Source organism: Cobetia sp. PDI-12MA, from assembly GCF_059507695.1.
Genome location: NZ_CM183351.1, coordinates 642218 through 663869 on the forward strand (window position 1 = coordinate 642218; position 21652 = coordinate 663869).

General features: G+C 64.3%; 12 protein-coding genes. 9 read left to right on the forward strand and 3 right to left on the reverse strand.

The annotated features are described in order from the left end of the window. Positions 1-4: 4 nt before the first annotated feature. Positions 5-1741 carry an alkaline phosphatase D family protein gene (locus AC5WNI_RS02775; protein WP_495928635.1) on the reverse strand — a complete coding sequence of 579 codons (1737 nt, stop codon included), beginning with the start codon at positions 1739-1741 and terminating at the stop codon, positions 5-7. 278 nt (positions 1742-2019) lie between these two features. Between AC5WNI_RS02775 and AC5WNI_RS02780 the strand changes: the two genes are divergently transcribed. The 4 genes from AC5WNI_RS02780 (at position 2020) to AC5WNI_RS02795 (ending at position 7554) form a co-directional block, all read left to right on the forward strand. After that, on the forward strand, positions 2020-2625 hold the full coding sequence (locus AC5WNI_RS02780) for a DUF924 family protein (protein WP_175090471.1): 606 nt from the start codon (positions 2020-2022) through the stop codon (positions 2623-2625). Positions 2626-2723: 98 nt separating this feature from the next. Beyond that, positions 2724-2969 (forward strand): GlsB/YeaQ/YmgE family stress response membrane protein, encoded by a 246-nt coding sequence (locus AC5WNI_RS02785; RefSeq protein WP_043333988.1) that lies wholly within the window; start codon positions 2724-2726, stop codon positions 2967-2969. A 360-nt stretch (positions 2970-3329) separates the two neighbouring features. After that, positions 3330-5576, forward strand: coding sequence for a catalase HPII (gene katE, locus AC5WNI_RS02790; RefSeq protein ID WP_175090472.1), 2247 nt, complete (start codon positions 3330-3332; stop codon positions 5574-5576). Positions 5577-6027: 451 nt separating this feature from the next. After that, entirely contained in the window at positions 6028-7554 is a 1527-nt protein-coding gene (locus tag AC5WNI_RS02795; RefSeq protein ID WP_175090473.1) for a catalase, read from the forward strand. Between the two features lie 159 nt (positions 7555-7713). Here the strand turns inward: AC5WNI_RS02795 and AC5WNI_RS02800 are convergent, their stop codons facing one another. Then, complete coding sequence (locus AC5WNI_RS02800) at positions 7714-9834, reverse strand: S9 family peptidase (protein WP_254627191.1); 2121 nt, start codon at positions 9832-9834, stop codon at positions 7714-7716. A 267-nt stretch (positions 9835-10101) separates the two neighbouring features. On the opposite strand from AC5WNI_RS02800, the gene AC5WNI_RS02805 reads away from it, so the two are divergent. The 3 genes from AC5WNI_RS02805 to AC5WNI_RS02815 are packed head-to-tail and all read left to right on the forward strand — an operon-like array spanning position 10102 to position 13720. Continuing rightward, on the forward strand, positions 10102-10626 hold the full coding sequence (locus AC5WNI_RS02805) for a hypothetical protein (RefSeq protein ID WP_175090475.1): 525 nt from the start codon (positions 10102-10104) through the stop codon (positions 10624-10626). Positions 10627-10686: 60 nt separating this feature from the next. Further along, positions 10687-12834: a VWA domain-containing protein gene (locus AC5WNI_RS02810; protein WP_495928637.1), complete on the forward strand. Its 2148-nt coding sequence runs from the start codon at positions 10687-10689 to the stop codon at positions 12832-12834. After that, the gene (locus AC5WNI_RS02815) at positions 12827-13720 is read left to right on the forward strand and encodes a class II glutamine amidotransferase (RefSeq protein ID WP_175090477.1); all 894 of its coding nucleotides are present in this window, start codon (positions 12827-12829) and stop codon (positions 13718-13720) included. The genes AC5WNI_RS02810 and AC5WNI_RS02815 overlap by 8 nt, the downstream gene beginning before the upstream one ends. Before the next feature lie 121 nt (positions 13721-13841). Here AC5WNI_RS02815 and cysK read toward each other — a convergent pair whose 3' ends face one another. Then, positions 13842-14807, reverse strand: a complete 966-nt coding sequence (gene cysK / locus AC5WNI_RS02820; RefSeq protein ID WP_495928638.1) for a cysteine synthase A — start codon at positions 14805-14807, stop codon at positions 13842-13844. A gap of 531 nt (positions 14808-15338) precedes the next feature. Between cysK and AC5WNI_RS02825 the strand changes: the two genes are divergently transcribed. Together AC5WNI_RS02825 and hrpA are read left to right on the forward strand one after the other, a co-directional pair. After that, on the forward strand, positions 15339-17099 hold the full coding sequence (locus AC5WNI_RS02825; RefSeq protein WP_439329791.1) for an AMP-binding protein: 1761 nt from the start codon (positions 15339-15341) through the stop codon (positions 17097-17099). A gap of 220 nt (positions 17100-17319) precedes the next feature. Beyond that, the gene (hrpA, locus tag AC5WNI_RS02830) at positions 17320-21486 is read left to right on the forward strand and encodes an ATP-dependent RNA helicase HrpA (RefSeq protein WP_495928640.1); all 4167 of its coding nucleotides are present in this window, start codon (positions 17320-17322) and stop codon (positions 21484-21486) included. The last annotated feature ends 166 nt before the right edge of the window (positions 21487-21652 follow it).

Sequence of the window (21652 nt, forward strand, 5' to 3'; positions counted from 1 at the left end):
GCTGTCAGACGCTGGCGCCGGCGGGGGTCAGCACCTGCTGGTAGAGCGAGGTGCCGTGGATGTCTTTCAGTGTGACGGTCAGCGCTTCGCTCTCGGGATCGAGATCCACCTGGCCGAAGAACTGGAAGCCTTCGCTGGGCGACATGTTGGCCCGTCCCTCAGGCGGTGCCTTCACGAATTCGAGTCTTGGTCCGAAGGTGTTGTCCAGCTCGCCAGGGCCGTAGGTGCCGGCGTGGATCGGGCCACTGACGAATTCCCAGAAAGGTGTGAAGTCCTTGAATACGGCGCGCTCGGGCGAGTAGTGATGTGCGGCGGTGTAGTGCACATCGGCGGTCAGCCAGACCAGATTCTGGATGTCGTGATCGCGCACGAACTTGAGCAGTTCGGCGATCTCCTGCTCGCGTCCCAATGCCTCGCCATCCCCATTGGCGCCGTTCTCGAAATTGTCGCCGTCACGCACCAGCAGTCCGATGGGCATGTCGGAGGCGATGACCTTCCAGGTGGCGGTACTGGCCTTGAGCGACTGCTTGAGCCAGGCCAGCTGATCGCGACCCAGGAAGTCGATCTGTGGCCCGCGCCCCGTCTGGCGGTTGGCGGAATTGGCACCGCGGAAGCTGCGCATGTCGAGCATGAACATCTCGAGCCCCGGCCCGAAGCTGAAGTTGCGGTGGATGCGCTCCGGCGCGGCAGGGCCGGTGCGCAGCGGCATGTTCTCGAGGAAGGCGCGCCGCGCATTGGCGGACAGCACGTCGAGATTCTTCTCGGTGTAGCGATCATCCTCGAGAATCTCGCCCGGGTACCAGTTGTTGGTGGTCTCGTGGTCATCCCACTGGGCGAACATCGGCACTTCGGCATTGAAGCGGCGCAGGTTCTCGTCCATCAGATTGTAGGCGTACTGGCCACGATACTCGTCCAGCGTTTCTGCCACCTTGGACTTGGCGGGCGTGACGATATTGCGCCACAGGCTACCGTCGTGCTGGGTGACGCTCTCCTTGAGCGGGCCATCGGCGTAGATGGTATCGCCGGAGTGCAGGAAGAAGTCCGGCTTGACCTGGCGCATGGTCTCGTAGAGGCGCAGGCCACCGAAGTCCGGATTGATGCCCCAACCCTGGCCGACGGTGTCACCGGACCACACGAAGCGCAGCGCACGCGGTGCCTGCGCGCTGGGCGGCAACACCAGGCGACCGGCTGTGGCCTCGCTGATGGCGCGGTGATCATCCAGCGCCGCGTAGCGCACCCGGTAGAAGACCTCGCCGCTGGCGTTGGCGCGAGTGCCGATGCGAGTCAGGTCGAGCTTGCTGGTCAGGCCATCCGTCGGCAGGGCCACCGGACCGCGCATCTGGAAGGCGCCGCGCATCTCGGGATTGTCGGCCAGTTCGATCAGCATGCGTGCCGGCTTGTCGCTCTGGCTCCACAGCATGGCGCGGCTGGCGGTCACGTCGCCGCTCATCACACCGGAGGGCATGCGCGGTCGTCGTCCCTCGGCCATCACGATCGCGGGGGCGCCGAGCAGGCCCGTGGTCGCCAGCAGCCCGACCCCGGCGCCTTGCAGGCCGCGCCCCAGCAGCTGGCGGCGGTCCATCCGTGACGGGGCACCGGCGGGGGTGCCTGGTGCAGCACCATTGCCGGCTGGCGCAGTGCTTGGCGAGACGGGGGAGGTGTGGGAGGTGGGGGAAACGTGAGCGGCGTGGGACTTGCGAGAGGAGCGCAAAGGCAGCAGATCAGACAGACGGCGGGACATGAGGGGCTTCCTTGTAACAATCTGGCGTCAGGTTGGGATAGCAAGTGGCATCAGAAGTGACATCACGAGTGACATCAGGGCGCCAACCATCGCGGGGCAGGCCGCAAAGGCTGACAGCGCTGATGGGAGAGACTACTTTCCACGCTCAAGATGAAGATCCGGTGTCAGAACCATGATCGCTCCACGCCGCCCACGCCCGGCACTTGCAGTACAAGGTGCCGCACTCAGTCAGGCCTTTCTCGCGGCTTATTGCCCGATTTCACGCAAGGACACCCCTCATGCCCCGCTCAACCCCCTCGGAGTTCTCACAACCTGACCCTGCCAGGCTGATCACGGACAGCCACCCCCAGGCACGGCATGTACTCGATTACTGGTTCACTCAGCTGACGCCCAAGGACTGGTTTCGCAAGAGCGATGCACTCGATGGCCAGCTGCGTGAGCGATTCGCCATGCGCCTCGAGCAGGCGCTCGCCTGTGAGCTATGGGAGTGGCGGACGAGCGTCGGTGGGCGGCTGGCGGAAATCCTGCTGCTGGACCAGTTCGCGCGCAATATCCATCGCGATACGCCGCGTGCCTTCAGCGGCGACAACCTGGCGCTCGCGCTCTCGCAACAGGCCGTCGCGCTGGGCGACCTGGACCGTCTTCCGCTGGCCTGGCAGCCCTTCGCGATCATGCCGTGGATGCACAGCGAATCGTTGCGCATCCATGAACACGCCGAACAATTGTTCGCACGCCCCGGCCTCGAGCACACCCTGCGCTATGAGCATCGGCATGCGGACATCGTGCGTAGATTCGGCCGCTACCCGCATCGCAATGCGATTCTCGGCCGCGAGTCCACGCCGGAAGAGATCGCCTTCCTGGGCCAGCCCGGCTCCTCATTCTGACAAATGAAGAATCGACCCCTTTTAATTGCGTGACGTCGTCTCCAAGACTTGTACAGCGGCGCCAAGCGCCCGTACATCAGCAAGGAAGGAGACAGCAGATGGGTATCATTCTTGGGTTGATCATCGGTGGTCTGGCCGGCTGGATCGCAGGCAACATCATGCGCGGCGGCAGCTTCGGCATTCTTGGCAACATCGTCGTCGGTGTTGTCGGCGGCCTGCTGGGTAGCGTCATCTTCAAGCTGCTGGGGCTGGCCTCCACCGGCATCATCGGCTCGCTGGTCGTCTCGGTCGTGGGGGCGGTGGTGTTACTGTGGATCGTCTCGAAGGTCAAGTCCAAGGCCTGACGGCGCGAAGTCGAGCCCTGTCAGGCGGTTGTCAGCAAGCGCAAGTCGCAAGTGCAAGCAGCAAGTGCAATCGTCAACAGCAAGTGAAGTCCCTTGTGGGTGTCTGGATGGATTCGATGTAGCCACCCGCCGCAGCAACGCCTCTTGTCACCCGGGCTCCTGACTGCCCGGTGATCTGTCACGGCGCCGAGAGGCGCCTTGTCGAGGCGTGTACCTGGACAGGAAGTACTTGGAAGGAAGTACCTGGACAGGATGCACCTGGACAAGAATTACGCCGGCAAGAGGCGGCAAGGCCGAATCATCCTTCAGCGCCACATTGGTGGCGCGTTGCGGATCTAGCGAAAACAGGAGCGTTTGAGCATGGCGAGCAATGAGCACGATTCAGCACCTTCTTCCCAGTCGAATGCCGACAGTGCGAAGTGCCCCTATCACGAGGGCCAGAATCGCTCGGCAGAGGGAGAGAACCCCTATACCCACCCCAACCGCAACGGGCCGCACGACATCAGGCCCAATGCCGGTGACGGCCATGCCAAGGACGAGGCGCTGGAGACCTATCGCGCCGACGCCGAAGGGCATGACCTGCGCACCAACCAGGGGTTGCGCATCGCGGACAATCACAATTCGCTGAAGGCGGGGGAGCGCGGTCCGACCCTGATGGAAGACTTCATCTTCCGCGAGAAGATGAACCACTTCGACAATGAACGTATTCCTGAGCGTATCGTTCACGCGCGTGGCGCGGCCGCGCACGGGTATTTTCAGGCTTACGACAATGCCGCCAGGTATTCCAAGGCCGGCGTGTTCAGTGACCCGTCCAAGAAGACGCCGGTGTTCGTGCGCTTCTCGACCGTGCAGGGCTCGCGTGGTTCCAACGACACGGTACGTGACGTGCGTGGCTTCGCGACCAAGTTCTACACCGATGACGGCAACTGGGACCTGGTCGGCAACGACATGCCGGTCTTCTTCATCCAGGACGCGATGAAGTTCCCCGACTTCGTTCACGCCGTGAAGCCGGAGCCGCACAACGAGATTCCCCAGGGCCAGTCAGCCCACGACACCTTCTGGGACTTCGTGTCGCTGATGCCCGAAAGCACGCACATGGTGCTGTGGACCATGTCGGACCGCGCCTTCCCGCGCCATTACCGCAACATGGAAGGCTTCGGTGTCCATACCTTCCGTCTGATCGACCGTGAAGGTGTGTCGCGCTTCGTCAAGTTCCACTGGAAGCCGGTGGCCGGTACCTGCTCGCTGATCTGGGATGAAGCCCAGAAGCTGTGGGGGCGTGACCCGGACTTCAACCGTCGCATGATGTGGGATGACATCAAGAACGGTGCACCTCTGGAGTGGGAGCTGGGCATCCAGGTGGTCGAGGAGAAGGACGAGCATAGCTTCGACTTCGATATTCTCGATCCGACCAAGCTGATCCCCGAATCGCTGGTACCGGTGGTGCCGATCGGCAAGATGGTGCTGGACCGCAATCCGGACAACTACTTCGCCGAGACCGAGCAGGTCGCCTTCAATCCGGCCAACATCGTGCCGGGGATCGACTTCTCCAATGACCCGCTGCTGCAGGGGCGCCTGTTCTCCTATCTGGACACCCAGATGCTGCGTCTTGGTGGGCCGAACTTCCACGAGATTCCCATCAACCAGCCGGTGTGCCCGTTCCACAACAACCAGCGCGATGCCCAGCATCGTCAGACCATCAATACAGGACAGGCGTCCTACGAGCCGAACTCCATCGATGGCGGCTGGCCGGCCGAGACACCGCCGTCCCAGGACGCCCATGGTGGTTTCGAGCCGTATCATGAGCGCGTCGAGGCGCACAAGGTACGTGCGCGCAGCGCCTCCTTCGGGGATCACTATTCCCAGGCCACCCTGTTCTGGAACAGCCAGACTGACGTGGAGAAGGAACACATCATCGCGGCCTACACCTTCGAGCTCTCCAAGGTCGAGCGTCCGTGGATCCGTGAGCGGGTGATCACCGAGATCCTGCCCAATATCGATCTGGAGCTGGCACGTCGCGTCGGTGAGAATCACGGCATCGAGACACCGACCAGCAAGCCCGCGCCGGACGGTGAGCTGGGCACCAGCCAGGTCGAAAGCGATCCGGCGCTGAGCCTGATGGCGCGTCTGCCGGATTCCATCGCCACCCGCAAGGTCGCGATCCTGGCTGCCGATGGCGTCGCCATGGAAGATGTTCGCTCGATCAAGGATCAGCTGGCCGCCGAGGGTGCCGAAGGGCTGTTGATCGCCCCGAGCATGGCGCCGATCAAGGCCGGAGATGGCACCATGCTGTCGCCGGATGCGATGCTCAATGGCCTGCCGTCCGTGACGGTGGATGCCGTTGTCGTCGCTGGCGGCGTGGACAGCGTCGAGGCACTGAGCGGCTCGGGCCTTGGACTCTATTATGTTCAGGAAGCCTACAAGCACCTGAAGCCCATCGTGGCGATCTGCGAAGGCAAGGAGCTGCTGGCCGCCGCGCGTGTGCCGGTCGAGGAGGGCGTCATCCTGGTGGATGATGTACTCGCCGCCAGCCTGCCGCTGCGTGATGCCCTGATGGCTCACCGTGTGTGGTCGCGTGATGCGCGTGCCAATCAGATGCCGGCATGAGGCATTAGCACCCTAAAAAGGTATGATGCGACTCACGAAGCCCCCTGACCTGCGAAGGTCGGGGGGCTTTTTCTTGGTCATGAGGCGGTCATTTGTGGACGTGAAAATGGGGGGACGAAGAAAGGTGTAAACAGGGTTGGTGATACCACCGGATCGAGGGCCATCCTGTGGTTCTCGTCGCTGAGAGTGGCTGATAGGCTCAGTGATAGGGGCTGATTATCGAAGGCATGCTGGTAATTGATTATCACTAGAAGCACCAGATGCGTAAGGTAAGCAGGCATCAAGGGGCCACTAGCCAGCACATGCCGGGCAGGCATCGGCCCCGACCCGATTCGACAATGGGCTGCAGGCCTTCACATCAAGCAGCGCATGAAAATGTGACATCAGCAGTATCTGGCCTTGCCAGTCGAGTTTGATAGCGCTTTTTTCTACCTGACAGGAGAACGTCTACATGTCCCAGACTCCACGCTATACCACAGGTAACGGCGCCCCGGTGCCTCACGATGACATCAGCCAGACAGCGGGCCCGAATGGTTCACTGACCTTCGACAACTGGCGTCTGTTCGAGAAGCTGGCGCACTTCAACCGTGAGCGCATTCCGGAGCGTGTCGTCCACGCCCGTGGCGTCGCCGCTTACGGCACCTTCACCCTGACCCGTGACCTGTCTGATCTGACCATCGCCCGCTTCCTGCAGGGTGTCGGCAAGCAGACCCCGTTGCTGGCGCGTTTCTCCACCGTGGCCGGTGGCCAGGACAGCGGCGACAACACTCGCGACGTGCGCGGCTTCTCGCTGAAGTTCTACACCGAGGATGGCAACTGGGACATGGTCGGCAACAACACGCCGGTGTTCTTCATCCGCGAGCCGTCCAAGTTCCCTGACTTCATCCACACCCAGAAGAAAGACCCGCGTACCAACATGGTCGATTGGCAGAACCGTTGGGAATTCTGGGCCAACCATCCGCAGGCACTGCATCAGGTCACCATCCTGATGTCCGACCGCGGTATCCCGAAGTCGCTGACCACCATGAACGGCTACAGCTCGCACACCCTGAGCCTGTGGAACGACAAGGGCGAGCGTGTCTGGGTCAAGTGGCACTTCAAGACCGATCAGGGCCACGAGACACTGACCGATGACCAGGCGGCGCAGGTCGCCCCGGACTTCCACCAGCACGACCTGTTCACTCGTCTCGAGCGTGGTGAACGTCCGAGCTGGACCGTCAACCTGCAGGTGATGACTGAGCAGCAGGCGCGTGACTACCACATCAACCCGTTCGACCTCACCAAGGTGTGGCCGCACGGTGACTTCCCGCTGATGGAAGTCGGCAAGATGGAGCTCAACCGCAATCCGGAGAACTACTTCGCGGAAGTCGAGCAGTCCGTCTTCTCGCCGTCCAACTTCGTGCCGGGTATCGGCGCCTCGCCGGACCGCGTGCTGCAGGCACGTCTGTGGGCCTACGCCGATGCACACCGCTACCGTGTCGGTGCCAACGCCGAGCAGCTGCCGGTCAACCGTCCGGTCTGCCCGGTCAACCACTACCAGCGTGATGGCGTGATGGCGGGCATGTGCCCGGTCACCGGTCACGGTGGCGGCCCGCTGGGCGGCCAGGTCGGTCAGGGCGTGCCGGGAGAAACGAAGGAAGGTGGCCAGTACTCACGCACCAACTTCTATCCCAACGAGCGTGCCGATCAGGGTGCCCCGGTGCCGGACGCTACCGTCGCCGAGCCGGCGATGCCGCTGGAGCAGAATGCCTGGATGGGCTATCACGACAACAGCGATGAGGATAACTACAGCCAGGCCGGCAACCTCTATCGTCTGTTCGATGAAGGCCAGAAGACGCGCATCACCGACGTCATCGCCGGCACCATGGTAGGCGTCAGCCACGTGGTCCAGGACAAGATGATCGCGCACTTCCGTCAGGCGGATGCCGATTATGGTGATCGTATCGCCACCAAGCTGGCCAAGCTCGATCCGCGCTGAGTCAGTCATGCCATACCCTCGTCAGGTCAGTAGTGCTTCCTTGAGCTGACGAAAACATCAAGGCCCCCGCCGGGTAACCGGCGGGGGCCTTGTCGTATGCGGCTGTCAGGGACTATCTGACAATCAGGGCGCCGTGCAAGAGATACGCAGGCACACACCTCAGTCGTTGTCGCGCATGGCCTCATCAGCGTCGGCTTTCTCGCACACGCCCAGCGCCCACAGCAGGAAGGCATCCTGACGCGCATTGTCACGCCACGCCTTGAAGCGACCCGAGGCGCCGCCATGTCCGGCGCTCATGTCGGTGCGCAACAGGACCGGATGCGGTGTGCAGTCCATCTGGCGCAGCCGGGCATAGAGCTTGGCCGGCTCCCAGTAGGGCACGCGGGTGTCATGCCAGCTGCCCTGAAGGAACAGCGGCGGATAGGGCGCGGCGCTCAGGTTGTCCAGCGGGGAATAGGCGCGGATGCGCCGCCGCGCCTCGTTTTCGTGCGGGTTGCCCCACTCGGTGTACTCCGCGGTGGTCAGCGGCAGTTCCGGATTTTCCATGGTGCGCAGCACATCGACGAAGGGCACATCGAGCACCGCGGCGCAGAAGGCCTCGGGACGCTTGTTGAGGCTGGCGCCGACCAGCAGACCACCGGCGCTGGCACCGTAGGCGGCGATGCGATCCGCGGCCCCGACGCCGTGCTCGACCAGCGCATCACGCGCGGCGAGGAAGTCGTTGAAGCTGTTTTCCTTGTGCTCCAGCTTGCCGGCCAGATACCAGGGCTCGCCACGGTCCCCGCCGCCACGCACGTGGGCGACCGCGAAGGCAACGCCACGCGTCAGCAGTTCCAGGCGGGCGATCGAGAACCAGGGGTCCAGCGTCTCGCCGTAGGCGCCATAGCCGTAGAGCAATACCGGCGGCGGGGCGTGGGGGCGGCCTGCGTCATCACACAGATCGCGCCGCATGACCACCGAGACCGGCACCTGCTCGCCATCGTCGGAGGTCGCCCACAGGCGGCGGCTGATCAGCTGCTCGGGCGTGAGGTCACCATGCACGGTCTGGCGCTTGAGCAGGCGACGCTCGCCTGTGTCGAGGTCCAGCTCGATCCAGCTCGGCGGCGTGGTGAAGCTTTCCTCACGGATACGCAGGCGGCGAGCGTCGAAATGCGGGCAGTCGCCCAGCCCCTGGCTCAGCGGTTGCTCCGGCATCGCCAGGCGTTCGTCGCGGCATATCGTGTGCGCAGGCGCCGTGTCTTCGAATTCGATCACGCGTAGCCAGGCCTGGGCCTGACGGTGATCGCGTTCATCGACCATCAGCCCCCAGCTGAAGGCCTCGACGCCTTCCAGCGTCACTTCATCGCGGGTGGCGATCAGTGGCTGCCAGTCGTCGGGCGCATGCTCGGAGGCGATATCGAGCTGGAAGTGCGGTGCTTGCCTGTTGTGCAGCACATAGAAGTGGCCGGGACGGTGATCGACGCCATACTCGACACCGGTCTCGCGGGCGCGCACCAGACGCATCTCGCCCAGCGGGGTGTCGGCCTTGAGCAACCATGTCTCGCTGGTGTCCTTGGAGGCGGTCTCCAGAATCAGCCAGGCGCGTGAGCGGGTCTTGCCCATGCCGACCCAGAATTCGCTGTCTTCCTCACGATAGAGCAGCGTCTCGGCGCGGCTCGCCACATTCAGGCACCAGATCTCGAAGGGGCGCTGGGTGCTGTCATAGCGCGTGAACAGCAGGTGCTGGCCGTCCTCGGCCCACACCAGATCCGGCCCGATATCCTCCAGCAGACACTCGTCATCGTGGCCGGCGTTGCGTGAGTCGCCATTCGTCGCGTTCAGTGTTGCAAGACGCAGGCTGAACACCTCATCGCCGCTGGTGTCCAGAGTCCATGCCAGTTGCTGTTCATCCGGGGAGATGGCCATCTCGCCCAGTTCGACGAAGTCGTGATGGCGCGACAGGCTCTGCAGGTCCAGCAGGCATTCGTGCTGGCGGGTATCGGCGGGGTCGGCGCCGATCGCATGGCGCCACCAGACCGGATAGTCGGCGTCGGCGGCGGTCTCGCTCCAATAGACGTAGTGATCCAGTGCCTCGGCCAGGCTTGAGACGGCCAGTTCGCGGCGCGCAAGATGGCCGTGATAGAGGGCGTCGCTCAGCGGCGCGAGCGAGGCGAACCAGCGATCACTCTCGGCGTTGACCGCCGTGAGAAAGGTGGTGACCTCTGGCGTGTCGCGTTCTTCAAGCCAGTGCCATTCGGGGTCATCGGCACGATAATGGCGCTGGACGGGGCTATCGGGCATGGCTACCTCGTGAAAGTGGGGTGCTCGAGTGTGTCGGGCGGGCATGGAGTGTAACATTGAGCCTGTCCCACAGCGTGCGCAAGCCCTTGCCTCATGGGAGGCATCGCCGCCGTGAGAGATGAATGCGCAGCCTCTGGTGCCACGCAACGTGTGGCCCCGATGATGGGATGACTCGATGGCTGAACTGAGGTGTCGGGTGCTTCTGCACAGGACAGGCACCCCTCAGAATGTCAGTCTCGACAGGATGTTATGACAGGAGTGAAGGGCATGATGATTTCCGATTCGCTGCCGCAGATGTGGCTGATCTATTTTGGCCTGGCGGCGGTAGTGCTGTTTACCGGCTATATGGCGGTGCGAATGCTGCCGCGTTTTCTGCGCTGGATCCTGGTCGGCGGCATCGCCGGCATGATCGCCGTGCCGACCAGTTTTCACGTCACGGCCAGCGTCGCGGAAGATGCCTACACCGGCCTTGCGCCAGCCATCGTGGCCTTTGCCGTCAGCGTGATACAGAAGGATGGTGGTGGCATGGCCTCGGCTTTCGGCATGCTGGTACTGGGTATCGGGGCCGGTGTGGTGCTGGGGCTGGTGATCTGGTGGCTGGGACGCGGGCGTGAACAACGTCGCCGTGCCGCCCAGCAGCGCCACCAGCCTCATGCCCACGGGCAGGAGGATGAGGAAGTGCGCGAGGGCAACGCCGCTGGCGCCAGCTTGCGTAGCGAGAAACGTGGCACCCCGGCCCGTGCGGCGGCGCGTACCCGCGCAGGCCGCGACCGTCAGGAACCGTCGCTCTGATCGAGCGTCGTTCGATCAGCGCCAGCCGTGCATTGTCCGAGCGTGGACTAAGGATCTGTCATGCCCCGTGATGTAGCTGTCACTTCGTTTCTTGAGCCAGTCCGTTCACCAGGGCATGTATCCGGCTCTTCATTCGGCCCTGTCGCAAAGGTTGCGGGGGCGCGCTGGCTGGCTGCCCTGATGCTGGCGGGCATCAGCCTCGCGTCGCCCTCGGCCTTCGCCGAGCAGGCATCGCCGGCGGAAAACGCCTCGGCCAGCGAGGCGATGAGTGAGTCGGTAAGTGGGCTGGTAGATGAGTCGGCCAGCGAACAGGCTGAGCAGATGCCGTTCGTGGCCCGGGATGTCGCGAGTGACGCGAACGCAGGCAATGGCTCGGCGCGCGACATTGCGCCTGACCTGCGCATGGCGATCGATGTCTCCGGCAGCATGAAGCACAACGACCCGACCAATCTGCGCGCCAGTGCGCTGGACCTGCTGGTCACCTTGCTGCCGGAGCGCTCGCGTGCAGGGCTGTGGGGCTTCGGTGAGCAGGTACAGCCACTGCTGGCGCTGGGCGCGGTCGATGCGGGCTGGAAACAGGCGGCCCGCGGGCTGGAAGGGCGGCTGGACGATTACGAGCAGTACACTGACCTCGAGGCGGGGCTGCGAGCTGCCGCCGAAGGCGCCGATGCGAGCATCGATGGCCAGGGGCCGCGTCAGGTCATTCTGCTCTCCGATGGCATGGTCGACCTGCGTGAGCCGAGCAGCGAGAAGGCCGCCTCGGACAGCGCCTCGCGTCAGCGCATCACCGATGAGCTGACGCCACAGCTGGCGGCGCACAACATCACGGTGCACACCGTCGCGCTGTCGCGCAATGCCGATATCGATCTGCTGCAGCAGGTCGCCGATGGCACCGGCGGGTTGGCGACGGTTGCCGAGACCCCGGAAGACCTGCTGCGTGCCTTCCTCGGGGCGCTAGACCGTATCGTGCCCGGCGAGCTGGTGCCGCTCGAGGACAAGCGCTTCACCATCGATGGCAGCGTCGAGGAGTTCACGGCGCTGGTTTTCCATGGCCCCGATGACAGCGCGCCGGTGTTGATCGCGCCGGATGGTCAGCGCTATTCGCTGGCCGACAAGGCGTCGCTGCCCGAGGGCGTGCGCTGGGAACACCAGCCGCGCTATGACCTGATCACCGTGACCGACCCCGAGGCCGGGCAGTGGCGTATCGAAGGGCAGGTGGGTGTCGATAGCCGCATCACCGTGGTATCAGACCTGGCTCTGGTATCGCGCCCGCTGCCGGCCACACTGTACCGCGGCTTTGGTTATTCCCTTTCAGCCTCGCTGGTCGACGGCGCACGTGATGTCGACGAGCAGGACTTCCTGGCGACGCTGGACGGAAATGCGCGTCTGGTGCCGGAAGACGAGGGTGGCATGTCAGCAGAAACGGCAGTCGTGACCACCGCCCAGCAGCGCGGTCTTGAGCGTGACGGCGCGCAGTTCAGCGTCAACATGCCGCCGCCGCAGCAACCGGGTGGTGCTCGCCTGACGCTGACCATCGAGGGTCAGCGCGATGGCGCGCCCTTTGCGCGTCAGTTGAGCCAGCGCACCAGCGTGGTAGACCCGCTGCTGGTCGAGCCGATCGGTGGCAATGCGCAGAACTTGACGCCGCCGAGCGCGCTGGAGGTCAGCGCGCGTCATCCGCTGCTCAACACCGCCAATACCCAGCTGGACGCGACGCTGCAGGGTGAGCTGTTGAGTGTGGCGGAAGCGGGCGAGAGTCGCTGGCGTATCGAACTGCCGCAGCTGGAACGTGACGTCAGTGCCGATGTGCAGATCAGTGCGCGCATCGTGCTGGGCGGGAGTTCGCGAGTGATCGATCTGGCGCCCTATACCCTCAACGAGAATGCGGCGCGGCGTGCCGCCAATCTGGACCGCTCGCCCATCGAGGGTGAGTCCTTCGGTGAGATTCAGGGCCTGGACCAGGCGGTAGAGGAGCAGGAAGACCTCAATGATCTGCTGATGAAGGGCCGCCTGCCCATCGACAAGGTGCCTGCGTTGATCAGTCAGTGGTTCGAAGGAGCTTCGGACTTTGCCCAGCGTGAGGCAGAATCACCGCAAAGCCGCATGATCGCTTACGCCGTTGCCGGTGTGATCGGCCTGCTGGTGGTGATCATGTTGGTGCGTCGCATGACGCGCAAGCCGACTCAGCGGGAGGAACCCCATGTGTGAACTGCTCGGCATGAGTGCCAATGTGCCGACCGATATCTGCTTCAGCTTCGCCGGTTTTCTGCAGCGAGGTGGTGGTACTGGTCCGCACCGCGATGGTTGGGGAATCGCCTTCTACGAAGAGGGCGGTTATCGCGAATTCCGTGACCCGCATCCGTCGGTGGATTCGCCCATTGCGCGCATGATTCTCGACTATCCGATCAAGTCGCAGATGGTCATCAGCCATATCCGCCAGGCCAATGTCGGCCAGGTGACGCTGGCCAATACCCACCCGTTCACGCGCGAGCTGTGGGGCCGACAGTGGTGCTATGCCCACAATGGTCAGCTGGCGGACTGGCAGGCGCTGCCCCTGCCGTACTATCGCCCGGTGGGCAGCACGGACAGCGAGCACGCTGCCTGCTTCCTGCTCGGCGAGATCCGGCGCGCCTTCCCGAATCCGCCGGCGCGGTGCGAAGACCTGTGGCGGCATCTGCACGCCCAGTGCGAGCGTCTGCGCGGGCTTGGCGTCTTCAATCTGCTGCTCTCCGACGGCGTGCATCTCTACGCCTACTGCTCCACCAGGCTGGCGCACATCACGCGCCGAGCGCCCTTCGGGCAGGCGAGTCTCACCGACTTCGAGATGAGCGTCGACTTCCAGCAGCACACCACCGATGCCGATGTTGTCTCGGTGATCGCCACCGATCCGCTGACCGACAACGAGCAATGGCAGCGCCTGCTGCCGGGGCAACTGGTGGTGTTCCGCGAAGGCGAGCTGGTCGCCAGTCTTGGCGGTGAGTTGCCGCTGAGCCAGGAAGAGCCAGGGCAGGAGCAGGCCGAGAGCGGGGCAGTCGATCGCACCGCGACCGCGCGTCGCAAGCCCGACTGGCTGGCGTCTGACTTGAGCTGCTGACGTTTGGTGATCTGAGTTGCTGACACTGAGCGACCGAGAAAGAGCTTGAACGCCAGATACACGAAGGGCCGCGATTGCGGCCCTTCGTGTTTGCGGCTTTTGCCTGGTCAATGCGTGAGGCTCAGCCTTCGACGTCGTCGAACATGCCGGCGAACATCGGTGAGGACAGGTAGCGCTCGCCGCTGTCCGGCAGGATGACGACGATGGACTTGTCGGCGTAGGCCGGGTCTTCTGCCAGACGCAGCGCCGCGGTCATCGCCGCGCCGCAGGAGATGCCGCACATGATGCCTTCTTCCTGCATGATGCGACGCGCCATGGTCATGGCGTCTTCACTGGCGACGGGCTCGACGCGGTCGATCAGCGCCAGGTCCAGGTTGTCGGGAATGAAGTTGGCACCGATGCCCTGGATCTTGTGCGGGGCCGGCGTGATCGACTCGCCCTGCATGCGCTGGGTGATGATGGCGGACTCCGCCGGTTCCACCGCCACGGCTTCGAGTGACTGGCCGCGCACCGTCTTGAAGTAGCGGGCGATGCCGCTGATGGTGCCGCCGGTACCGACGCCCGCGACCAGCACATCCATTTCGCCATCCAGCGCGTCCCACAGCTCCGGGCCGGTGGTCTCTTCGTGGATGCGCGGGTTGGCCGGGTTGGAGAACTGCTGCGGCAGGAAGTAGCGTTCCGGCTCGGCCTTCTGCAGCTCGCAGGCCTTGTCGATGGCGCCCTGCATGCCCTTGGCCGGGTCGGTCAGCACCAGATTGGCGCCGAGGGACTTCAGCACCTTGCGGCGCTCCATGCTCATGGAGGAGGGCATGGTCAGGGTGACGGGGTAGCCACGTGCCGCGCCGACGAAGGCCAGCGCGATACCGGTGTTGCCGGAGGTCGGCTCGATGATTTCCATGCCCGGCTTGAGCGCGCCGCGTTCCTCGGCGTCCCACACCATGCTGGCACCGATACGGCACTTGACCGAGAACGCCGGGTTGCGGGCTTCCACCTTGGCGTACAGGCGTGGATGGCTGCTGAGGCGGTTGATCTTGACCAGCGGCGTATTGCCGATGGCTTGCGAGTTGTCCTGATAGATCCTGGCCATGCGAGGTCCTCTGGGTATCTGGCGGCTAGACAGCGAGCAGGCCCGCTGCTTGAGTGAAGTGATGATGCTCAGCAGCGGCCGTCGCGACTGTATGAGCATAAGGTTAAGGGCTAGCCGAGCGCGACTCAAAGGCCTGAAGCGCATAACGACATGGCAAGGTTGGCAGTCGCGCTCAGCATCTGACCAAGGTCGTACAAGAGTAGTGGTCTGATTTTCCGAGTTTTTTTCGGATGTGAACGATGGTTTCAATCGGTCGTTTTACATCATTGGCCTGACTGGTTAAGGTGAAGCGCGGCGGCCCTGGAGGTTTTTGCCGAGATGTTGCCAAGGTGTTGCCGGTGCGTTGTCGACACCTGCGCGCGTATTGTCGTGCCGTCCTTTTCCCCATCACGCCGTCATTCATGTCATTGTTCACATGTGGGCGTGACGCCCTGATAACAACAAGTGCTGAATTCTCGCCTGTGGCTGCCAGTGAAAGACTTCGCGCCCGGCCACGATCCAGCAGACGAATGCAGTCATGGAGCCCAAGCCATGCATGATGCCAATCCTGCCAACGCCTCGGCAGACCCGGAAGCCGACAAGGCGTCTGATCCCGCTGGCCCCGTGACCGGGAACGCCAACCTGATCCTCAGTGGTGAGCCGTTGTCCGGTCTCGAGGATTACCCCTCGATTCTCGAGGTCTTCGAGGCCAGCTGCGCCAACTATGCCAACCGTCCGGCCTTCAGCTGCATGGGCAAGACGCTCAGCTACGCCGATGTGGACCGCCTGTCGCGCAATTTCGCCGCCTGGCTGGAACACGAGACCGGCCTTGAGCCCGGTGACCGCATCGCCATCCAGCTGCCGAACCTGCTGCAGTTCCCGGTGGCGGTATTCGGCGCGTTGCGCGCCGGCCTGGTGGTGGTCAACACCAACCCGCTCTACACCGAGCGCGAGATGCAGCACCAGTTCCATGACTCCGGCGCCCGCGCCATCGTGATTCTGGCCAACATGGCGGACAAGCTCGAGAAGGTGCTCAAGCGCACGTCCATCGAGGAGGTCATCATCACCGAGATCGGTGATCTGCATGACTTCCCCAAGCGTCCGCTGATCAATCTGGCGGTGCGCTACGTCAAGAAGATGGTGCCGAAGTACCACCTGCCCGACGCACACGGCCTGCGTGACGTGCTCAAGCGCGGGGCGGGCCTCTCGCACACGCGTGTCACGCGCCAGCCCGAGGACATCGCCGCTCTGCAGTACACCGGCGGTACCACCGGCGTCGCCAAGGGCACCATGCTGACCCACCGCAATCTGGTCGCCAACATGCTGCAGGCACGTGGCGTGATCAGTGATGTGCTCAATGAAGGCCAGGAGGTGCTGATCGCACCGCTGCCGGTCTATCACATCTATACCTTCACGGTGAATTGTCTCTACAGCATGGAGAGCGGCAACCACAGCGTGCTTATCACCAACCCGCGCGATATCGATGGCTTCATCAAGACGCTGGCCAGGACACCGTTCACCGCCTTCGTCGGCCTCAACACGCTGTTCTCGGCGCTGTGCCAGCGTGATGACTTCAAGACGCTGGACTTCTCGAGTCTCAAGCTGACCATCTCCGGCGGGATGGCGCTGACGCGCAGCGCGGCCGAGCGCTGGGAAGCCGTCACCGGCTGCCCGATCGCCGAGGGCTACGGCATGACCGAGACCTCGCCCATCGTCAGCTTCAATCCGCCTCGTGAGCTGCAGCTGGGTACCATCGGCAAGCCGGTGCCGGGCACCGAGCTCAAGGTGGTGGACGCCGATGGCGTGACGCTGGGGCGCGATGCGCCGGGCGAGCTGTGCGTGCGCGGCCCCCAGGTGATGAAGGGCTACTGGCAGCGTGACGACGCCACGCGTGAGGCGATGGATGACGAGGGCTTCATCCGCACCGGCGATATCGCGGTCATCCAGCAAGATGACTTCGTGCGCATCGTCGATCGCAAGAAGGACATGATCATCGTCTCCGGCTTCAATGTGTTCCCCAACGAGATCGAGGATGTGGTCAGCGGCCATCCGGATATCGTCGAGGCGGCGGCAGTGGGCGTGCCGGACGAGCAGAGCGGCGAGGCGATCAAGCTGTTCGTGGTCGCAAGCAACCCGGATCTCGATCGCGACACCCTGCGCAGCTGGTGCAAGGAGCAGCTGACCGGTTACAAGGTGCCGCGTTTCGTCGAATTCCGCGATGAACTGCCCAAGACCAACGTCGGCAAGGTGCTGCGCCGTGAGCTGCGCGACAGCGAAGAGAGCGGTGGCAATACACCGCTACGCGAGCACTGAGGGCAGCGCTGAATCGGCGGCGTGGCAGGGGACAAGCGCCGCCAAGGTTGGGCGCGGCTACGCGCAGGGCTACAATGGACGGCCCGTCACTTGTTGACGGGCCGTTTTGTCATTCAGGCGTCATGGCTTGCTGTCTCGTGCAGGCGAGCGTGAGGCTGAATTCCCGAGAGTTTCCGGCTGCGCGCGTGGCGTGTGGTCGCTGGTTGAGAAGAGGCAGTCCTTGAGCGACACCGCTACCGCACCGTCCGAACATGCGCGTCTTGAAGCCCTCGCGGCTCGCCTTGAACGCGCCCTGAGCCGTGATCAGCGCGAGCTGGGCAAGCGCCTGGCTGGCCTGCGGCGGCGTCTCAAGGATGGCAAGCCGGTCGATCGTGCCATCAACGATATCGAGAGCCGCCTGGAGGCGAGCATCGCCCAGCGCGCCGCTCGCGAGACGGCACTGGCACGCTGGCAGACACCCGCCGCGCTCAACTATCCGCCGGAGCTGCCGGTGGTGGAGCGTCGCGAAGATATCCTCGCCGCGCTTGCCGAGCATCAGATCGTGGTGGTCGCCGGTGAGACCGGCTCGGGCAAGACCACCCAGCTGCCCAAGCTGTGTCTGGAGATGGGGCTGGGGCGCAACGGCCTGATCGGCCACACCCAGCCACGTCGTCTGGCAGCACGCTCGGTGGCGGTGCGTCTGGCCGAGGAGCTCGAGACGACACTCGGCGAGACGGTCGGCTATCAGGTGCGCTTCAACGACACCACCGGCCCGTCGACGCTGATCAAGCTGATGACCGACGGCATCCTCCTGGCGGAAACCCAGCATGATCCGGACCTGAGCCGCTACGAGGCGATCATCATCGATGAGGCCCACGAGCGCAGTCTGAACATCGACTTCCTGCTCGGTTACCTCAAGCGTCTCACCGCGCGCCGTCCGGACCTCAAGATCATCATCACCTCGGCGACCATCGACGTGGAGCGCTTCAGTCAGCACTTCGCGGCCCAGGATGGCACGCCGGCGCCCATCGTCTCGGTCAGTGGGCGCAACTTCCCGGTCGAGACCCGGTACCTGCCGCTGGTGCGCGATGCCGAGGATGAGGAAGACCTCAGCCTGCAGGAAGGTATCCTGCGCGCGGTGGAAGAGCTGTCGGTGATCGAGCGCGAGAAGGGCTGGATGCGGGGCCCGCGTGACGTGCTGATCTTCCTGCCCGGCGAGCGCGAGATCCGTGCCACCGCTGACACCCTGCGTCGCGCCCAGCTGCGTGATACCGAGGTGCTGCCGCTGTACGCGCGACTCTCCAACGAAGAGCAGAACCGCGTCTTCCAGCCGCATCGTGGTCGCCGCATCGTGCTGGCCACCAATGTCGCCGAGACTTCGCTGACCGTGCCGGGCATCCGCTACGTGATCGATCCGGGCCTGGTGCGCATCAGCCGCTACAGCTATCGCTCCAAGATCCAGCGTCTGCCTGTGGAGCCGATCAGCCAGGCCAGCGCCAACCAGCGCAAGGGCCGCTGCGGGCGTATCGCCGAAGGCCTGTGCATCCGCCTCTACAGCGAGGAGGACTTCCTCGCGCGTCCGGAATACACCGAGCCGGAAATCCAGCGCACCAACCTGGCCTCGGTGATCCTGTCGATGCTGTCGCTCAAGCTGGGTGACATCGAGAAGTTCCCCTTCGTCGATGCGCCGGATTCGCGCTTCGTCACCGATGGCTTCCGCCTGCTGCGCGAACTGGGCGCGGTGGATGAACACAACCGTCTGAGCCGTGATGGCCGCACCCTGGCGCGTCTGCCCATCGACCCGCGTCTGGCGCGCATGGTGCTTGAGGGCGCCTCGCGCGGCTGCCTGCGAGAAGTGCTGATCATCGTCAGCGCGCTGTCGATCCAGGACCCGCGCGAGCGTCCCGCCGACAAGCGCCAGCAGGCCGATCAGATCCACCATGAGTGGGATGACGACAACTCCGACTTCGTCAGCTGGCTGAATCTGTGGGAAGGCTTCGAGCTGGCGCGTGACGCCTTGGGTGCCAACCCGCTGCGCCGCTGGTGCAAGGCGCGCTTCCTCAACTATCTGCGCCTGCGCGAGTGGCATGACACCTTCCGCCAGCTCAAGCAGCTGACGCGTGACCTGGGGCTGGAGATGACCAGCGCCCAGCATGAGCGCGACGCCGAGGCGCAGGCCGAGGTCACCGCGCGGGTGCTGGCCTCACCGGGACAGGGCCGCCGCCCGTCGGTGGCCATTGATCACGAATCACTGCATCGCGCGCTGTTGACCGGGCTGCTCTCCAATCTCGGCCTCAAGCAGGAAAATCGCGAGTATCTCGGCGCGCGCAATCGACGCTTCTTCGTTCACCCGGGCTCCGGTGTGGCCAAGAAGTCGCCCAAGTGGGTGATGGCGGCCGAGATGGTCGAGACCACCAAGCTCTACGCGCGTCAGGTCGCGGCGATCAAGCCCGAGTGGGTCGAGCCGCTGGCCGAGCATCTGGTCAAGCGCAGCTACAGCGAGCCGCACTGGGAGATGAAGCGCGCCCAGGTGGTCGCCAGTGAGCAGGTGACCCTGTTCGGGCTGCCCATCGTCACCGCGCGCAAGGTGCATTACGGCCCGCTGGCGCCACAGGAGTCCCGCGAGCTGTTCATTCGCCGTGCGCTGGTCGAGGGCGAATTCCAGACCCGTGCGCCGTTCTTCGCCCACAATCGCGGCCTGATGGATGAGGTTGGTGAGCTTGAGGACCGCGCGCGCAAGCGGGACATCCTCGTCGACGAAGAGACGCTGTTCGCCTTCTATGCCGAGCGGATTCCGGAAGGCATCTACAACGGGCGCAGCTTCGACAAGTGGCGCAAGGAGGCCGAGCGCGACAATCCCGATGTCCTGCATCTGAATCTCGACGACCTGATGGCGCGCGACGCCGAGGAAGTCACCGTCGCGCGCTACCCCGAACAGCTGCACCACAACAGCGTCGCCTACCCGCTGAGCTATCACTTCGCGCCCGGCGCGGTGGATGACGGCGTGACGATGATCGTGCCGGCGGCGATGCTCTCGCAGCTGCCGCGCTATCGCATCGAATGGCTGGTGCCGGGGCTTCTGCGTGACAAGGCCATCGCGCTGATGAAGTCGCTGCCCAAGCAGTACCGCAAGCAGGTGGTGCCGATTCCCAACTGGGTCGATGCCGCACTTGAGGCGCTGACCCCGGACGACGTGCCTCTGGCCGATGCGCTAGCCGAGTTCATGCGCGTCAAGACTGGTCTGCGTCTGCCGCAGGATGCCTGGGCGCCCGAAACGCTGGAACCGCACCTGAAGATGAACCTGCGCATCGTCGATCAGGACGGCAAGGTGCTGGGTGAAGGGCGAGATCTCGAAGCGCTGGAAGCTCGCTTCAAGGACTCGGCCGCGGCCGCGGCGCGGGCGATGGCCAACCGCAGCCGTGCAGCCGACAGCGAAGTGCTGGAGGATCTGCCGGAGACGCCGATCGCCACCTCGCACAGCACCACCCAGGCGGGCATTCGCGTCGAGGCTTATCCGGCGCTGGTGGTGAAGGCGGCGGCGCCTGCCGACGGCGGCATGAGTGCCAAGCAGCGCAAGCTGGCGCGCAAGACCGGCAAGAACAGCGCGCCATCCAGCCATGCGCCTGCCAGCGCGACGGCTCAGGTCGAGCAGAATCTGAGCGTGGAGCTGTTCGATCATCCGGCCAAGGCCGCCGCCGCGCACCGTGATGGCATCACGCGTCTGGCGATGGCACGCCTGCCGGACCAGGTGCGCTATCTGGACCGTGACCTCAAGGCGCTGGAGCGCTGTGCGCTGCTGTTCGCCAAGATCGGCACGCGTCGCCAGCTGGCGGATGACTTCATCTACAGCGTCTTCGAGCAGGTGATGGCCGTCGAGCCGCTGCCGCGTTCGCGCAGCGAGCTGCAGGCGCGTCTCGATGACAAGCGGGCCGAGCTGGTGCCGCACGCCGAGGCGCTGCTCAAGCCATTGGAAGCCGCGCTCAAGCAGCATCTGGAGCTTTCCAAGCGTCTCAAGGGCAAGATCGACTTCTCGGTGGCGCTGGTGGTGGCTGATCTCAAGGCCCAGCAGGCGCGCCTGATCACGCCGGGCTTCATCCAGGCCTCCGGTGAATGGCTGCATCAGCTGCCGCGTTATGTGGAGGCGATGTTGATCCGTCTCGACAAGGCGCCGCGTGAGCGCATGCGTGACCAGCGTGACATGGAAGAGGTCAAGGGCTTCGAATCCCGCCTTGATGCCCGCCTGAGCAAGGCGCGTGAGCAGGGACTGCCGGATGCGGAGCTGGAAGAGTTCGGCTGGTGGCTGCAGGAACTGCGCGTCTCGCTGTTTGCCCAGCAGCTCGGCACCCTGGAGACCGTCTCTGCCAAGCGCCTCGAGAAGCGCTGGCAGGAGCTGATGGCGCGCCGCTGATGTCCTGGGGCTGGGCTTTGTTCTGGCTGAGCTTTGACTTGGCTGAAGTTCTGCCTTGGCTGAAGCTCGGCCTTGTCTGGGGCAGCGCCAGGGCGTTGTGCGCGGCATCAGAGTCTTGCGTGACCGGTACGTGGAGGCGTGCCGAGGCGGGATGGCCCAAGCTGCA

Bases quoted from the DNA above. Each gene is read 5' to 3' on its own strand.
- AC5WNI_RS02775 (WP_495928635.1), bottom strand. From the start codon at position 1,741: ATGTCCCGCCGTCTGTCTGATCTGCTGCCTTTGCGCTCCTCTCGCAAG.
- AC5WNI_RS02780 (WP_175090471.1), top strand. From the start codon at position 2,020: ATGCCCCGCTCAACCCCCTCGGAGTTCTCACAACCTGACCCTGCCAGG.
- AC5WNI_RS02785 (WP_043333988.1), top strand. From the start codon at position 2,724: ATGGGTATCATTCTTGGGTTGATCATCGGTGGTCTGGCCGGCTGGATC.
- katE (WP_175090472.1), top strand. From the start codon at position 3,330: ATGGCGAGCAATGAGCACGATTCAGCACCTTCTTCCCAGTCGAATGCC.
- AC5WNI_RS02795 (WP_175090473.1), top strand. From the start codon at position 6,028: ATGTCCCAGACTCCACGCTATACCACAGGTAACGGCGCCCCGGTGCCT.
- AC5WNI_RS02800 (WP_254627191.1), bottom strand. From the start codon at position 9,834: ATGCCCGATAGCCCCGTCCAGCGCCATTATCGTGCCGATGACCCCGAA.
- AC5WNI_RS02805 (WP_175090475.1), top strand. From the start codon at position 10,102: ATGATGATTTCCGATTCGCTGCCGCAGATGTGGCTGATCTATTTTGGC.
- AC5WNI_RS02810 (WP_495928637.1), top strand. From the start codon at position 10,687: ATGCCCCGTGATGTAGCTGTCACTTCGTTTCTTGAGCCAGTCCGTTCA.
- AC5WNI_RS02815 (WP_175090477.1), top strand. From the start codon at position 12,827: ATGTGTGAACTGCTCGGCATGAGTGCCAATGTGCCGACCGATATCTGC.
- cysK (WP_495928638.1), bottom strand. From the start codon at position 14,807: ATGGCCAGGATCTATCAGGACAACTCGCAAGCCATCGGCAATACGCCG.
- AC5WNI_RS02825 (WP_439329791.1), top strand. From the start codon at position 15,339: ATGCATGATGCCAATCCTGCCAACGCCTCGGCAGACCCGGAAGCCGAC.